The organism is Bacillus sp. FSL W8-0920 (assembly GCF_038593215.1).
Lineage (GTDB): Bacteria > Bacillota > Bacilli > Bacillales > Bacillaceae > Bacillus > Bacillus pumilus.
This window is the reverse complement of record NZ_CP151974.1, coordinates 1538010-1554093: the sequence shown is the minus strand read 5'-3', so window position 1 is coordinate 1554093 and position 16084 is coordinate 1538010. Positions and strand designations below refer to the sequence as shown.

16 protein-coding genes are annotated in these 16084 nt (G+C 43.1%); 1 reads left to right on the top strand and 15 read right to left on the bottom strand.

Going from position 1 to position 16084, the window contains the following annotated elements; translation table 11 throughout:
- Window positions 1–9: 9 nt before the first annotated feature.
- The 3 genes from sdaAB to NSS78_RS07695 form a co-directional block, all read right to left on the bottom strand.
- Window positions 10–672, bottom strand: coding sequence for an L-serine ammonia-lyase, iron-sulfur-dependent subunit beta (gene sdaAB / locus NSS78_RS07705; RefSeq protein ID WP_003212160.1), 663 nt, complete (start codon window positions 670–672; stop codon window positions 10–12).
- A gap of 149 nt (window positions 673–821) precedes the next feature.
- A complete protein-coding gene (locus NSS78_RS07700) occupies window positions 822–2495 on the bottom strand; it encodes a DAK2 domain-containing protein (RefSeq protein ID WP_050945060.1) in 1674 nt (557 codons plus the stop codon).
- 15 nt (window positions 2496–2510) lie between these two features.
- Window positions 2511–2873: an Asp23/Gls24 family envelope stress response protein gene (locus NSS78_RS07695; RefSeq protein WP_003211680.1), complete on the bottom strand. Its 363-nt coding sequence runs from the start codon at window positions 2871–2873 to the stop codon at window positions 2511–2513.
- A gap of 271 nt (window positions 2874–3144) precedes the next feature.
- Here NSS78_RS07695 and rpmB point away from each other — a divergent pair, with 271 nt between their 5' ends.
- Window positions 3145–3333 carry a 50S ribosomal protein L28 gene (rpmB, locus tag NSS78_RS07690; RefSeq protein WP_003212514.1) on the top strand — a complete coding sequence of 63 codons (189 nt, stop codon included), beginning with the start codon at window positions 3145–3147 and terminating at the stop codon, window positions 3331–3333.
- Between the two features lie 69 nt (window positions 3334–3402).
- Here the strand turns inward: rpmB and spoVM are convergent, their stop codons facing one another.
- The 12 genes from spoVM to coaBC form a co-directional block, all read right to left on the bottom strand.
- Window positions 3403–3483 carry a stage V sporulation protein SpoVM gene (gene spoVM, locus NSS78_RS07685; protein ID WP_008354550.1) on the bottom strand — a complete coding sequence of 27 codons (81 nt, stop codon included), beginning with the start codon at window positions 3481–3483 and terminating at the stop codon, window positions 3403–3405.
- Window positions 3484–3554: 71 nt separating this feature from the next.
- Window positions 3555–4199 (bottom strand): thiamine diphosphokinase, encoded by a 645-nt coding sequence (locus NSS78_RS07680; protein WP_003210934.1) that lies wholly within the window; start codon window positions 4197–4199, stop codon window positions 3555–3557.
- A 60-nt stretch (window positions 4200–4259) separates the two neighbouring features.
- Entirely contained in the window at window positions 4260–4910 is a 651-nt protein-coding gene (gene rpe, locus NSS78_RS07675; protein WP_050945061.1) for a ribulose-phosphate 3-epimerase, read from the bottom strand.
- A 3-nt stretch (window positions 4911–4913) separates the two neighbouring features.
- Window positions 4914–5810, bottom strand: a complete 897-nt coding sequence (rsgA, locus tag NSS78_RS07670; RefSeq protein ID WP_050945062.1) for a ribosome small subunit-dependent GTPase A — start codon at window positions 5808–5810, stop codon at window positions 4914–4916.
- 12 nt (window positions 5811–5822) lie between these two features.
- Complete coding sequence (gene pknB, locus NSS78_RS07665; protein ID WP_003212486.1) at window positions 5823–7778, bottom strand: Stk1 family PASTA domain-containing Ser/Thr kinase; 1956 nt, start codon at window positions 7776–7778, stop codon at window positions 5823–5825.
- Window positions 7772–8542 carry a Stp1/IreP family PP2C-type Ser/Thr phosphatase gene (locus NSS78_RS07660; protein WP_050945063.1) on the bottom strand — a complete coding sequence of 257 codons (771 nt, stop codon included), beginning with the start codon at window positions 8540–8542 and terminating at the stop codon, window positions 7772–7774. Before NSS78_RS07660 ends, pknB begins: the two co-directional genes overlap by 7 nt.
- 3 nt (window positions 8543–8545) lie before the next feature.
- Complete coding sequence (rlmN, locus tag NSS78_RS07655) at window positions 8546–9628, bottom strand: 23S rRNA (adenine(2503)-C(2))-methyltransferase RlmN (RefSeq protein ID WP_003212089.1); 1083 nt, start codon at window positions 9626–9628, stop codon at window positions 8546–8548.
- 3 nt (window positions 9629–9631) lie between these two features.
- The gene (rsmB, locus tag NSS78_RS07650; protein ID WP_342468325.1) at window positions 9632–10975 is read right to left on the bottom strand and encodes a 16S rRNA (cytosine(967)-C(5))-methyltransferase RsmB; all 1344 of its coding nucleotides are present in this window, start codon (window positions 10973–10975) and stop codon (window positions 9632–9634) included.
- Window positions 10962–11915, bottom strand: coding sequence for a methionyl-tRNA formyltransferase (gene fmt / locus NSS78_RS07645; RefSeq protein ID WP_137054644.1), 954 nt, complete (start codon window positions 11913–11915; stop codon window positions 10962–10964). Before fmt ends, rsmB begins: the two co-directional genes overlap by 14 nt.
- A 5-nt stretch (window positions 11916–11920) precedes the next feature.
- On the bottom strand, window positions 11921–12403 hold the full coding sequence (def, locus tag NSS78_RS07640) for a peptide deformylase (protein WP_050945066.1): 483 nt from the start codon (window positions 12401–12403) through the stop codon (window positions 11921–11923).
- 15 nt (window positions 12404–12418) lie between these two features.
- Window positions 12419–14827 carry a primosomal protein N' gene (gene priA, locus NSS78_RS07635; RefSeq protein ID WP_050945067.1) on the bottom strand — a complete coding sequence of 803 codons (2409 nt, stop codon included), beginning with the start codon at window positions 14825–14827 and terminating at the stop codon, window positions 12419–12421.
- Complete coding sequence (coaBC, locus tag NSS78_RS07630) at window positions 14824–16041, bottom strand: bifunctional phosphopantothenoylcysteine decarboxylase/phosphopantothenate--cysteine ligase CoaBC (protein ID WP_065097254.1); 1218 nt, start codon at window positions 16039–16041, stop codon at window positions 14824–14826. Before coaBC ends, priA begins: the two co-directional genes overlap by 4 nt.
- Between the last annotated feature and the right edge of the window lie 43 nt (window positions 16042–16084).

The following is a 16084-nucleotide window of genomic DNA, read 5'->3' as shown; positions in this document are numbered from 1 at the left end:
TCCTTGTTGTTACTCTGCAATTTGTGTGACTTGAATAATGTTTGGCAGTGTTTCAAGCTCTGATAAGGCAGCTGGGTCAATATTTTGATCCACTTCGATGGTCATCAGAGCCTCTTGCCCGACATCTTTACGCGCCACTTCCATATGACCGATGTTGATGGCGAATTTCGCTAACACGTTGGCGACTGCCGCAATCGTGCCGTAGCGATCGTTATGAACCACAAGAATGGCAGGATGATTTCCTGAAAGTCTGAGCTCAAAGCCATTCAGTTCAGTAATTTCGATTTTACCACCGCCGATGGAAATCCCGATTAATTCAAGGCTTCCGTTCGCATCTGATATCTCTACTTTTGCTGTATTCGGATGCGCTGGTACCGCATCTTCTTCTTTAAATTCAATGTCGATCCCTTTGCTTTTTGCAATATCGATCGCTGTTTTGATGCGTTCATCAAATGTATCAAAGTCAAGAACGCCGCCGATCATGGCGACATCTGTACCATGTCCTTTATACGTATCTTTAAAAGAGCCATAAAATGAAACGACAATTCGCTTCGGTTCTCTTCCAAATAAGCTGCGAGCCACTCTTCCTATTCGAGCCGCACCCGCTGTGTGCGAACTTGATGGACCAATCATGACGGGTCCAATAATATCAAACACACTTCTAAATTTCATAGGTCTTCCCCTCTCATAACCACTCACATATTGGTTTGGTTCTTTCTTTAGACTAATGGATTCAATCGTTTCCCGCAACTCATTTCACCGTTGAATCGTTAGTAAAAAATTGCAAAAGAAGAAGAAGGGCTTTATTTGCCCTTCTTTCGTTATTCGACAGCCAAAATATATGAATAAAGCGGCTGTTTTCCATCGTGGACTTCAACTTCTATATCTTCAAATGTTTCTTCAATAAAGGCTTCTAACTCATCCATCTCTTCAGATGATGCATCTTCCCCTTTAATGATCGTAACAATCTCATCATCTTCTGTCACCATTTTGGTCAAAAGTTCTTTTGCTGCATCTAATTGATTTTTCGCAGTTAAGGTGATTTTTCCGTTAAAGAGACCCATATAATCTCCTTTGGCAATGTCGATTCCATCAATTTGGGTATCTCTCACCGCAAAGGTAATTTGGCCGCTTTTCACGTGGTCAATCGCTTCTAGCATCGCCGCTTCGTTGTCTTCATTTGAAGCTGCTTCATTGAGAGAAAGAAGTGCCGACATTCCTTGAGGAACGGTCTTCGTTGGAATGACAACAACCTCACGACTCGAGACAGTTGCCGCCTGTTTCGCTGCCATGACAATATTAGAATTATTAGGTAAGATAAAGACGGTTTCGGCATGTACGCTTTCAATTGCTGTGACAATGTCTTCTGTACTTGGGTTCATCGTCTGTCCGCCTTCAATGACGACGGAAGCTCCGATACTTTTAAACAAGTCAGCAATTCCTTCTCCCATTGCGACACTGACGACTCCAAAGCGCTGTTTTTCAGCAGCAGGTGCCTTTGGTGCAGCGGGCGCATGTTCTTTTTCTTCGTTCACAATCGAGCTATGCTGCTCTCTCATGTTTTCAATTTTCATATTGATCAGGCTGCCGTAGCGCTGTGCATAGGATAAGACATCTCCAGGCTGCTCTGCATGAATATGAACTTTCGCCAGCGTTTCATCAGATACCACAAGAAGTGAATCTCCGAATTCGCTTAAGTCTTCTCTGAAGGCATTCTCATCAAAGGACTGTTTCTCTTCTTCAAATTTCACCATAAATTCAGTACAATAACCAAATTCAATATCTTCAGTGTTCATATGGCTTTGTGCACTTTTATGATGCTCTGCACTGACAAGTTCTTTTAACGTTGGCAAAGAGGCCGCTTTCAGATGGAGGTCCTCTCCTCTTAATGAAGCAAGGAAACCTTCATATACGCAGAGAAGTCCCTTACCTCCACTATCGACAACGCCTACTTCTTTTAAAACAGGAAGTAGATCTGGCGTTCGATCAAGTGATGCTCTCGCTTCCTCAATCGTTAACTCAAGAACGCGATCAATGTCTTTTTCTGTTACTGAAACAGCAACCGCTTTCTTTGCTGCATCCTTTGCGACCGTTAAGATGGTCCCTTCAATCGGCTTCATCACGGCTTTATATGCTGTATCGACACCTGCCTGTAAGGCAAGGGCAAATTCTTTGGCGTCAATCGTCTCTTTTTGTTCTATATTTTTACTGAAACCTCTAAAGAGCTGTGATAGGATGACGCCTGAGTTTCCTCTTGCGCCCATCAATAGCCCTTTTGACAAGGCCACGCCGACCTTCCCAATATGATCGGTATTTGTTTCTTCAACTGCTTTTGCCCCTGAAGTCATTGACAAATTCATATTTGTCCCCGTGTCTCCGTCTGGCACTGGAAAAACATTTAACGCATCCACAATTTGTGCGTTTTGAGAAAGATGGTGAGCACCTGCAAGAATCATTTTTGCAAATGAGCGGCCATCAAGATTTCTAATAGACAATATATTTCCTCCTTACTACGGGTTCGTAACTCTTACTCCTTGTACATAAATGTTGACCGAATCAACAGAAAGTCCAACTGTGTGAGAAATCGTATATTTGACTTTCGTTTGAACATTATGTGCGACTTCTGATATTTTTGTACCGTAGCTGACGATGATGTACATATCAATATGAATGCGGTCTTCTTTTTGACGCACAAGAACACCCCGGCTGAAGTTCTCTTTACGGAGAATATCCGTCAAGCCGTCCTTGATTTGATTTTTGGACGCCATCCCAACAATACCATAGCAATCGATCGCAGCTCCTCCTGCCACCATTGCAATGACTTCATTTGATATATCAATTTGTCCGTATTTCGTTCTAAGTTCAATGGACACATTGGTTCCCCCTTTTTGAGAAATTGCCCTGAGTTATCACTATTTTACTATAAGACCCTTCTTTTTAAAAGAAATCATTCAATCCGACCCAATCCTACTTATACTATAGCCTTGATTTTTTATCAAGATGTCAAGGTATTTTTCTTGAAAGAGGAGTAAACAATCCTTGCAAACCCCTTGAAGCTGTGGTAAATTATTAAAGTATCTTGAGGCATCTCTAAGTACGTATATGAAGAATATGATGATGTTTTCGCAGTTAGGAGGGAAACAAATGGCACGTAAATGCGTTATTACAGGCAGAAAAACAAAAGCTGGGAACAATCGTTCTCACGCAATGAACTCTACAAAACGTACATGGGGCGCGAACCTTCAAAAAGTTCGTATTCTAGTGGACGGTAAGCCTAAAAGAGTATATGTATCAGCTCGAGCTTTGAAATCTGGTAAAGTTGAGCGTGTATAAGCAAGAGTAAACGCCTGCTACAATAACTTGTAGCAGGCGTTTTTATGTGGAAATAAAGGAGATTACTCATTAATCTTTCTTAAATGAACCAAGCATCGCACGGACAATGCCGCCAAGAAATCTAGGCAGTTTGATTGTATAAAATTTCATTTTGTCCCCCTCCTAAAAGTACCGCTTGCAGCACAATTGAGCTTAATCAGCCATCCACATTGATAGGTTGGTCAATCTTTGCTTCTTACCATTATTAATATGCCTTCATGAAAAGAAAAAGTACCATTTGAGTGGATGAGTTCGTTACTAATACATAGTGTGGAACCAGGCTCAATATGACAATTTTTCAGAGGATATTTGAAACCTTTTAACGTCAGCTTTTCAACCGGTGTTCCAAAGGGTAAAAACGATACATATTTTTTATCCTGATCTTCTTTTATTTCGTATGTACCAGGTTCAAACATTTGAATGATATTTTGTTTGTCTACAAGGGTGATATTCTGCTTGTGCTGAATCCCTTTGTAAAGAAGATGGATATTTCCTAGAAAATGATCCGCCCTTCCTCCTGTAATACCATAGATGTAAATATGTGCTGGGTGCTGACTTAGTGCCCAGTTCAGTGCAAGCTCTAAATCGGTTTCATCCTTTTCAGCTTGAAATACATTCAGAGCAGGCAATTTCTCTTTCAGCTCCCGAAGCTCTTTTTCTGTCACACTGTCAAAATCACCAAAGGCTTTGGCAGGGGTAATACCGTGCTCTAGTAAGAAGAGGGTTCCACGGTCTACGCCAATCCAGAGAACATCCTCCTGTGATGCTTCACGTTCAAGTGGCGGGATGTATTCAAAAGGACCGCCGGCTACGATATGTATGTGCATGATACACGCTCCTCTCCATGTAAAAAGAACCAAAGATCACAATGACTTTGGTTCCTTCCTTTACGCTTCTCGAATTGCCTGGATCGCTGCTGCGCGGTTTTCTTTACCATATACCGCAGAGCCCGCTACTAGTAAATTAGCGCCTGCTTCTTTGCAACTCTTTGCAGTCTCTACATTGACACCGCCGTCTATTTCTATTAGTAAATCGGTTAAGCCCTTTTGTTCACTCAGTGCTTTTACTTCTTTTACCTTCGTGAGGACAGATGGAATAAATGCCTGTCCCCCAAAACCAGGGTTCACTGTCATGAATAACACAAGGTCCACATCTTCTAATACATGCTCAATGTGAGAAACAGGTGTGTGCGGATTCAAGACGACCCCTGCTTTTACACCTTGTTCTTTCATATGTTGTATTGTTCGGTGTAAGTGCGGACAAGCTTCCACATGAACAGAGATAATATCAGCGCCTGCTTTTGCGAATGCAGGAATATACCGATCTGGCTGCTCAATCATTAAGTGAACATCAAGCGGCAGACGCGTATGCGGTCTGATCGCTTCAACGACATTTGGCCCAAATGTCATATTCGGAACAAAATGACCGTCCATGACATCGATGTGAATGTAATCTGCACCGCCTTGTTCCACATCACGGATATCTTTCTCCAAATTGGCAAAATCGGCCGATAAAATGGAAGGGGCAATATAAACCATGATTTAGTACCTCGGCTTTCTGTCTTTGATTTCAGTTAAAAACTCTAAATAATGCTGATAGCGATATTCTTTGATTTGATCATGCTCGACCGCATCTTTTATCGCACAGCCAGGCTCTTTCACATGCAGGCAGCCTCGAAATTTGCAATCTGCACTCCGGTCTCTAATGTCTAAAAAGTATAGACCTAGATCTTCTGCTTCGATGCCAGTAAATTCGAGCGAGCTAAAGCCCGGAGTATCTGCAATGAGCCCGTCTGCTGTTCGAATGAGTTCGACATGTCTTGTCGTATGCTTTCCTCGTCCGAGATGGGATGAGATATCATCTGTTTTCAGCGCCAATTCAGGACTCATCGCATTTAAAAGGGAGGACTTGCCTACACCAGACTGACCGGCAAATACCGTGATTTTATTGTGAAAATGCGGGGTCAGCTTCTCAATGCCATCTCCTTCAATCGTAGAGGTTAAATGAACCTCATAACCAATTTGCCGATAGTCGTCTGCATATGCCTTGATGGTTTCACGCTCTTCGTCTGTTTTCAATAAGTCAATTTTAGTGATACAGATAATCGGCTCAATATGATTGGCTTCTACAAGCACTAAAAATCTGTCTAAAAGTGAGGTGCTAAAGGCTGGTTCTGCCGCTGAGAAAACAAGTACCGCTTGATCAACGTTACTAATAGGCGGACGAACAAGTTCGTTTGTCCGTTCTTTTACTTCTAATAAGTAGCCTTCTTTATCATTGTCTGCTTGATACACGACGTAATCGCCAACAAGAGGTGTAATTTTGTTTTTTCGAAAGATGCCTCTCGCTCTGCACTGAACTACTTTTCCACTCTCTTGCGACTCATCCAGCACATAGTAGAATCCGCTTAATGCTTTAATAATTTTGCCCTCAGGCATAAAGTCCCTCCTTTATTCATCATCAGGGTATTCGATCGTTTTCGAGCTGACGACTTTATCATCAACCGTCACTTGATAATATCCTTTTTGACCTGGTTCAATCTTAAATTTAATGGTCCGTTCAGTCGGCGCAGTGATTTTAAAGCTTTCGTATGAATCAGAGATGCTATGCTCCGCATCATCAATGGAAATTTGGACATTCATCTCCTGCCCTTCCGCTTCTGGTTCATAAGGGATCTCAATCTTTTCAGTTACCGTTTTAGCTGGTTTTTCCTTCGGTCCAAGAGAGAATGTAATCTTGACCGTATCACCTGGTTTAACAGCCGTTCCTGCTCCTGGTTCCTGCTTCATGACCTCGCCTTTTGGCACATCGTCAGAATGCGCTTCTTTTTCATCGAGCTTTAAGCCGTTATCCTCTAAATAATTCGATGCCGCTTGCTTACTATACGTCGTTAAATCACGTAATGTAATATCGGCAGGACCTATGCTGACAGTCAACGTGACTTCTTCATCTGCTGCTACAAGCTCAGTATTCGCGGAAGGACTCTGTTCCATGACAATCCCAGACTCGGTGTCATTATCATTCACTTCCTCCACAACGACCTGTTTAAATCCTTTTTTCTCTAATATTTCTTTTGCTTTATCAACCTTTTCGCCTGTAACATCAGGTAATTCGGTCTTTTCCTTGCCAGTACTTTCGTAAAGCTGAATCTCTGTTCCTTCTTTGACCTTTGTGCCGATTTTCGGGTCTGTTTTGACGACGAGACCTTTTTCAATTTTCTCATCAGCGATCTCTATTGACTCCGAAGCGACGGTAAACCCAGCTTTCTTTAAGGTATCTTCTGCTTTTTCAACCGTCATGCCAGATACATCTGTGACTTCCACATCTTTTGGAAAAAGCAGCCCTGGAAACACAGTGATGGCTAAAATTGACGCAGCAGTCAATATAAATAAGATGGATGCCACAATCCATGGCCATTTTTTTCGTTTCTTTTTCGGCTTTTGTTTCTCTTTTTTCTTCGGTTTTTGAGCCGGATGGACGGCTGTTTTTTCATTGTCTTGATCGATTTGATGATCTTGAATGATTGGGATCGCTTTCGTTGCTTCATGGTCTTCTTCAATAACAAAGCGTTTTTCTTTTAATCTGGCTGGATCGAAAGCGGTTTTTAAGTCTTTTTGCATTTCAGATGCATCTTCATATCGATAAAATGGATCTTTGGCCATCGCCTTTAAAATGATGTTTTCCACGCTTTGTGGAACAGAAGGATTCCATCTTCTCACAGATGGTGGCTCTGATTGCAAATGCTTCAGTGCAACACTGACAGCCGATTCTCCTTCAAATGGCATGCGTCCTGAGATGAGTTCATAGAGCACAATCCCAAGTGAATAGATGTCTGATTTTTTCGTTGCAAGACCCCCGCGTGCTTGTTCTGGAGACAAGTAGTGCACGGAGCCTAGGACAGAATTTGTATGGGTAATGGTCGCTGAGCTGAGTGCCATGGCAATCCCAAAATCAGTGACTTTGATGTTCCCCATATTGTCTATTAATATATTGTGAGGCTTAATGTCTCGGTGGACGAGCTGTTTCGCATGGGCTTCTTCCATCGCCGCAACGACTTGCTCCATGATGCGAACGGCTTCTTTCGGATGAAGCGGGCCATTGGCGTGTATGTATTCTTTCAGCGTCATCCCTTCGACATATTCCATGACAATATAATAAATGTCATCTTCTTCCCCAACATCGTAGATGCTGACAATATTCGAATGATCTAAGCTTGCAGCTGACTGCGCTTCCCGCCGGAAACGTCTAATAAAATCATCATCGCTCGCAAAGTCAAACCGCAAAATTTTAATCGCTACTTCGCGATCTAAAATCATATCCTCCGCCAAATAGACGTTGGCCATTCCGCCTCCGCCTATGACGCGAAGAATCTGATAACGGCCGCTGATCCTTTTTCCGATCAACACTTGCTGTCACCCTCCTCTGGCTGGGAGGAGATTTCTAACAGTACTGCTGTAATGTTATCTTCACCGCCGTTGTCATTCGCTGTTTGTATTAACTCTGTTACTTTTTCCTCTGGCGCGGTCATTTGCGTTAATATATGAGTCAAATTCTCTTCTTCTACTTTATTCGATAGACCATCTGAGCAAAGCAGGATTTGATCTCCTGGGTCCACTTCAAAAGTACGTGCATCAATTTGAACCTGTTTATCTGTTCCTAATGCTTTCGTGAGCACATTTTTTCTTGGATGATATTCTGCATCCGCTTTTGAAATTTCACCTGTTTTCACAAGCTCATTCACGAGTGAATGATCATCTGTTAATTGGGTCAGCGCTCCTTCTCTTAGCAGGTAGCAGCGGCTGTCTCCAATATGCGCAATTGTGACCGTTTGCAAATGAACGAGCGCGCATACAATAGTCGTCCCCATTCCTTGGCACTCCTCATTGTTTTGCGCATGTTCATAAACTTGGTCATTAATGTCACTGATTTTTGAGATTAACCAGCTTTCTTGATCGGCTGGCTTTTCTGGAATTGAAGATGTTTCTTCCCAGTATTCTTTTAAAGAAGAGACTGCCATCTTGCTGGCGACATCACCAGCAAGATGACCTCCCATGCCGTCTGCTACAACAGCGAGAAGTGAATCTTCTTTTGCTTCAAAAATACCTGCATCATCTTCATTATGCTGACGGACTTTTCCTGTATCGGTAAGAAAGGCTGCCCTTATCAACATTCGTCACCTCGTCTCTTCCTGACGCTCCTTCGCTCTTAGCTGACCGCAAGCAGCATCAATGTCATGGCCTTGCTCTCGTCTAATCGTTACGTTTACGCCTCGTTCTTTTAGCGTTTTTTCAAATAGGAAGATTTGTTCTCTAGGTGTTCTCACATAATCTCTCTCTGGTACATAGTTCACCGGAATGAGGTTCACGTGGCACTTGATTCCTTTTAATAGGTCTGCAAGTTCTTCTGCATGGTGAACTTGATCATTTACTCCGCCAAACAGGCCGTATTCAAAGCTGACACGTCTACCCGTCTTTTGAATGTAGTATTCGATGGCTTCCATTAATTTTGGCAGCTTATATGCCTTATTAATCGGCATTAGGCGGCTTCTGATCTCTGTGTTCGGTGCGTGCAATGACACAGCAAAGTTGATTTGCATTTGCTCATCAGCGAATTGATAGATCTTTGGAATGATTCCGCTTGTCGAAACCGTAATATGGCGTGCACCAATATTTAAGCCATGATCATGGTTGATGATTTTAAGGAAAGCAAGCATTTCTTCAAAGTTATCAAACGGTTCGCCAATTCCCATGATGACAACAGAGCTGACTCTCTCGTCTGTTTCGTCAAGTGCCTGCTGTACTTTTAATACTTGTGCAACGATTTCTCCGGCTTCAAGGTTTCGTTTTAAACCGCCGAGTGTAGATGCACAGAATGTACAGCCAATTCTACAGCCAACCTGTGTTGTCACACAGACAGAGTTTCCATATTCATGACGCATAAGCACTGTTTCAATTGTATAACCATCATGCAGTTCAAATAAAAACTTGATCGTTCCGTCTTGAGACGTTTGTTTGATCACGGTTTTTAATGTTGTGATTGTAAATTGATCTTTTAATTTTTCTCTTAAATCTTTGGAGAGGTTAGACATTTCATCAAAGGATGTCACACGTTTCTCATAAAGCCACTCAAAAATTTGAGCTGCGCGGAAAGGCTTTTCGTCTTGTTCTTTTAACCATTCTTTCATTTCGTGAAGCTCAAATGAATAGATCGACGGCATATCTGTTTTCAGTTCTTTTCTTACTTTTTGTTCTGTCATTTTTTATCCCTTCTTTCTCATGCTGCAAATAAAGAAACCATCTGTTCCGAAATAATGAGGAAGAATTTGCACACTTCCGTTTTGAACAAACGGAGCAACCTGCTCAGGCAGCCGTTCATTAAGAGATAGATCGGGTTCGAAGTCTTGGTGTTCTTGTAAAAACGCATGAATCACTTGTTGATTTTCTGTTGGGTCCATTGTACATGTACTATATACAAGGGTTCCGCCAGGCTTTAAAAGCGGAGCTGTTTCTTTTAAGATTGCCTGCTGAATTGCAGCAAGCCTTGCTGAGTCTTCTGGAGACTTTGTATATTTCATATCTGGTTTTCGTCTAATGACGCCAAAACCAGAACACGGCGCATCAATCAGAATCCGGTCAAATGAAGCTTCGCTGTAATCGTCTTTTGCCTTCCTTGCATCAAGCGCTTTTGCTTCAATCTGAGTAAGGTTCAGGCGTTTTGCTGCTTGTTTGATGAGTTTCACTTTATGTTCGTGCAAATCAAGTGAAACAATTTGTCCTTCGTCGTTCATACGCTCTGCGATATGTGTTGATTTTCCGCCTGGAGCCGCACAGGCGTCAAGCACAGCTTCTCCCGGCTGAGGGTCTAGTGCTCTTGCGACAAGCATTGAGCTTTCATCTTGAATGGTCACATAGCCTTCTTGAAAAGAAGGGGTTGAAACGATAGACCCTTTCATCAGCTTAAGTGCATCTTCAGATAAGTCGCCAAGCTCCGTTTCAATTCCGGCATCCAGCAGTTCTTGCTGCAGTGCTGTGCGCTCCGTTTTCATTCGATTGACACGAAGGGTTTGCTTTGGCGGTACTAAATGAATGCGGCACATGCTTTCTGCCGCTTCAAATCCGTACGACTGAACCCATTCCTGCACGAGCCATAATGGGTGGCTTGTCTCAATCGAAAGCCGCTTGACTGGATCTTTGATGTCATCAAAAGCCGGAACGCCTTCTCTTTGCACGGATCGAAGAACGCCGTTCACAAGTGAAGAAATGCCCTTGTGCCCTCTCTTTTTCGTTAGCTCAACCGCTTCATGGATGGCTGCACGATCTGGAATCTTTTCAAGGTAGACCATTTGATAAAGGGACATCCGCAAAAGCTGCATGACCCACGGAGCCACCTTTTGCGGTTTTTTCACAAATGGTGCCAGCATATAATCTAATGCCAGCTTGTTTTGCAGTGTACCGTACACAAGCTCTGTTAAGAGCGGTTTGTCCTGATCAGCCAAGTCTTTGTCTTTCATGACTGACTGCAAAAGCAAATTACTATAAGCTTGGTTTTGTTCGAGTTTGATTAAAGCGTCCAGCGCTACTTCTCTCACATTACTTTTCTTCATTTATTAACCCTAATTTCTGTCCCATTTCGATATTTGCGCCTCTTAGGAAGTCTTCGCCGCTCATTTTTTTCTTACCAGCTGGCTGCACACCTGTTAATAAAAGGCCTTGTTTATTCCCAGTTCCAATGACTGGACCTTCTTTTTGAAGCTCAATCACTTTCCCAGGTTCTTCTTGCGCTTCGAGTGGAACTTTTTTCGCTTCCCATACTTTTAGATGAGCCCCGTTCCATTCAGTATAGGCAACTGGCCACGGATTTAAGCCGCGAACTTGGTTGTAAAGCTCTTCTCCGGTCTTTGTCCAGTCTAACCTTTCCTGCTCTCGCTTTATATTAGGTGCATACGTTGCCGCTTCTTCATTTTGCGGAATTGGAGAAATAGATCCGCTTAGAACATTCGGCACAGTATCTTTCAATAGTGCGGCGCCTGCTACACTTAATTTATCATGTAATGTACCGACATTGTCTAATTCGTCGATTTCCACTTCTACTTTACTGATCATGTCCCCTGCATCGAGCCGTTCCACCATGTACATGATCGTGACGCCTGTTTTCTTTTTGCCTTGAAGGATCGCATAATGGATCGGCGCGCCCCCTCTTAGTTCTGGCAGCAGCGAGGCATGTACATTGATACAGCCGAACTGAGGTTCATCTAGTAATCGTTTTGGTAGAATTTGTCCAAATGCCGCCGTGACAATTAAATCTGGCTTTAAGGCAAGCACTTTATCAATTTCTTCATCAAGGCGTACCTTTTCAGGCTGCAAGACCGGAATGCCGTGCTTTAAGGCTTCTACTTTCACAGGAGGCGGCGTGAGTACTCGTTTTCTGCCTTTCGGGCGATCTGGCTGCGTGACGACCCCGACAACTTCGTATCCTTCTGTTATAAGTGTCTGCAGCACAGGTACTGAGAAATCAGGGGTTCCCATAAATACAATACGTGCCATTTTCTTCACCCTTCCATTTCCGCAAGTTCTTTTTCTGTATAGGTTTGAATGATTTTCGACGTAAATAATATGCCGTCTAAATGATCAATTTCGTGCAATAAGGCTCTTGCTAAAAATCCTTCTGCTTCTATTGTAAATGGTTTGCCTTTCTTATCAAAGGCTTTTACCTTCACATAGCTCGGTCTTTCTACTGTGCCGTATAAAGATGGAAAGCTCAGGCAGCCTTCAATATCTGTTTGACTTCCTTTCACTTCAAGAACCTCGGGATTCACTAAATCAATTCTGCCCGTTTCTTCTCCGATATCGACAACAGCAATTCTTTGTGAAATGCCGATTTGTGGTGCTGCTAGTCCGACTCCATCTAGCTCAAGCATTGTATCATACATATCATCAAGCAGTTTTTTGAGCTTTTTATCGAACGTATCGACAGGCTCTGCCTTTTGTTCGAGTACTTCAGCCGGATGCATGACTATTGGTTTGACTGCCACTTAAAGCCCTCCGTTTTACATCATCATATATGGATTCATATCTATTGAAATCATCAATTGTTTTTGTTCCATTTCCTTTTGATAATGATCTTGTATTTTCCGTAGTAAACTTGCCAGTTCATTTTCCCTTTTGTATTTTATCACGCATTGATATCGATATCTATCTTTGATCTTAGCGATTGGTGATGCAGCCGGACCAAGAATTCTTGTATTCGGTGCACAGTTCATTTTTAGGAACTGAACAATTTGATCCGTGACATGCGCTGCCTTCGTCACTTCCTCATGTGATACTGTCACCATCGCCAAAAAGTAATACGGCGGATAGGACTGGTGGCGGCGATGCAGCATCTCCTGTTCATAAAAGGCTTCGTAGTCATGCTGCTGCGTTAATTCAATACTATAGTGAGAAGGTGTATACGATTGAATGATCACAGAGCCCGCTTTTTCATGTCGTCCTGCCCTGCCGCTGACCTGCGTGAGAAGCTGAAATGTTTTTTCACTTGAACGGAAATCAGGGATATGAAGAGACGTATCCGCACTTAGAACACCAACAAGTGTGACATCTGGGAAATCTAGCCCTTTTGCAATCATCTGCGTCCCGAGCAAAATATCTGCTTCTTTATTGCCAAAAGATGTGAGAAGCTTTTCATGAGCACCTTTACGCGACGTTGTATCCACATCCATTCGGATGACTCTTGCCTCTGGCAGTACTTTTGTCAGCTCTTCTTCTACACGCTGTGTACCCGTACCAAAATAGCGAATATGCTCACTATGGCATTCTGGACATTCAGCTGGCACCGGTGCCTCGTGACCGCAATAATGGCATTTCAGCCGTTTTTGATAGCGGTGATAGGTGAGAGAAATTTCGCAATGAGGACATTGCTCCACATATCCGCAATCACGGCACATCACAAAGGATGAATAGCCCCTTTTATTCAGAAATAAGACGGCTTGTTCTTTTCTTTCAAGCACTTCCTTTAATCTGAGCATTAATTCTTCTGAAAACATGGACCTGTTGCCATTTCTCAATTCTTCTCTCATATCAATTAACGAAACGTGCGGCAGCTGCTGCTGGTTGACTCGGTTTTTGAGCGTCAGCAATGTAAACACGCCTTTTTTGGCACGCGCGTAGGTTTCAAGTGAAGGAGTTGCACTACCTAAAACAACTGGGCATCGATGCTTTTTGGCTCGTTCAATGGCGACGTCCTTGGCATGATAACGAGGCATTTCCTCTTGTTTATAAGAAGATTCATGCTCTTCATCTATGATAATCATGCCTAGATTTTCAAATGGTGCGAAAACAGCCGATCTCGCGCCCACGACAAGTTTGACTTCCTTGCGGTGGATTTTCCGCCATTCATCATATTTTTCCCCTGTCGATAAGCCGCTGTGAAGTACAGCCACATTTGAACCGAATCGTTCTTTAAACCGCTGAACCATTTGAGGGGTTAACGAGATTTCTGGAACGAGGACGATCGCTTCTTTTCCTTTTTGTAGGGCATGATCAATCGTCTGCAAGTATATTTCCGTTTTACCGCTTCCTGTCACCCCGTGCAGCAGAAAGGTTTCATGCCGGTCATCACTGACTGCTTGATGTATATGTTTTGCCGCTTCTGCTTGTTCTGGCATAAGGTCAAGTGAAGCAGAAGGTGTAAATGCCCGGTCACGATAAGGATCCCGGTAGACCTCTTCATAGCTTTCTGTTAGCAGCCCTTCTTGAATAAAGGTTTTAAGCGTTTGAGAACTCGCGCCTGTTTGCTGCTGCAAGTCTTTCGCTAAAAAGGTCGTCTCACTCGCTTGAAGCAAAAAGGAGAGCAGAGCCTTTTGTTTCACCGCATTTTTTTTCAGCTGCTGCTGTTTTTCTTCAAGCTTATCTTTTGATGCAGCTAGTTGGAGCGTGCGCACTTTTTTCTTTCCAGATTTTTGCGAGACGTGATACCTTACCTCTAGATGACCTTTTTGGACATGCTTTTGAATCTGTTTTAGTTGTTCGGCTGGGATGTCAGCGTAAAGAATGCTATCTCGCTGACCGAAAAGCTCTTTCAATGACTGCGGAAGTTCTTCATCTGACAGCACTTGAATTTCTTTTTCATACTTCGCCTTCATGGCTGCAGGCAGCATCGATTGAAGTGCCGTAATGTGATAGGACAATGTTTTTTCCGTCAGCCAGTGGGAAAGCTCCAATAGCTCATCTGTCAGAACAGGTGATAAATCAAATAAATCGACAATGTCCTTTATGCTTCCTGTTTTTACGTCTGTTTCTTCTTTGACTTTTGTCACAAACCCTTGAATCTTCCTCGGGCCAAAGGGAACGACCACCCTCATTCCCGCTTTGACGAGATCTTTGAATCGATCTGGTACACGGTAATCGAATGGCCGGTCAATGGCTTTCGTTGTGACATCTACGATGACTTCAGCAATCATGCGCGATCACGCTCTTTTGGCAACAGCTGTTTTGCCTCCTTTAAGATTTCAAAAGCGAGGTCTTTTTTGCTCATCATTGGCAGTTCTGTTGTTGTACCATCTGCTTTGATGATTGCTGCTACATTTGTGTCTGTGCCAAAGCCTGCACCTTCTTTTGTGACATTGTTGGCCACAATCATATCTAAATGCTTGGATTCGATTTTCTTTTTCGCATAATATTCTACATCCTGCGTTTCAGCTGCAAAACCGACAAGCACTTGATGCTCTTTTCTTTTCCCCAGCTCTTTTAAAATATCTTTTGTCCGGGTGAATTCAATTTCTAAGCCGCCGTCCTGTTTTTTCATTTTATGAGGATATGAGGTCACAGGGGTATAGTCGGCGACTGCTGCTGATTTAATGACAAGGTCCGCTTCCTCGTACACAGCTAATGCGGCTTGATACATGTCCTCTGCCGATTCAACGTGCACCACATGTACATGATTAGGTGCCGTTAAAGAAACAGGTCCTGAAATAAGCGTGACATCAGCCCCCATTTGCTGCGCAGCCTCTGCAATCGCATAGCCCATTTTTCCAGACGATCGATTTGTAAAGAAACGCACAGGATCGATGACTTCTCGTGTAGGACCTGCTGTCACCACGACTTTTTTACCTGAAAGCGGTAAGTTTTTTGGCTCTTCGAAAAAAGCACGGATGTGCTCAACTATTTTTTCAGGCTCCTCTAATCGCCCTTTTCCAATATAGCCACAGGCTAAATAACCTTCACTCGGTTCAATAAACCGGTAGCCGTCCTCATATAATGTGCGAATGTTCCGCTTTACAGCCGGGTGATCATACATATGCACATTCATAGCTGGCGCGATCCATACAGGAGCAGTTGAAGCAAGTAAGGTCGTCGTGAGCATATCATCTGCAAGCCCTGCCGCCATTTTACCAATCGTATGTGCTGTTGCAGGGGCAACAAGAATGAGATCGGCCCAGTCAGCTACGTCAATATGCGCAATGACTTTTGGATTGTTTTCTTTAAATGTATCCACATACACCTCATGTCGAGACAGAGCTTGGAAGGTAAGCGGAGACACAAACTCACGAGCAGATTCCGTCATAATCACTCTTACATTTGCGCCCGCCTGTACGAGTTTACTAGTAAGTGCAGCTGCTTTATATACGGCGATTCCTCCGCTGACGCCGAGCAAAATATTTTTTGACTGTAACATTTGTTTGTCCCCCTTAACGGCCTTTTTCACAAATTCGTCTACA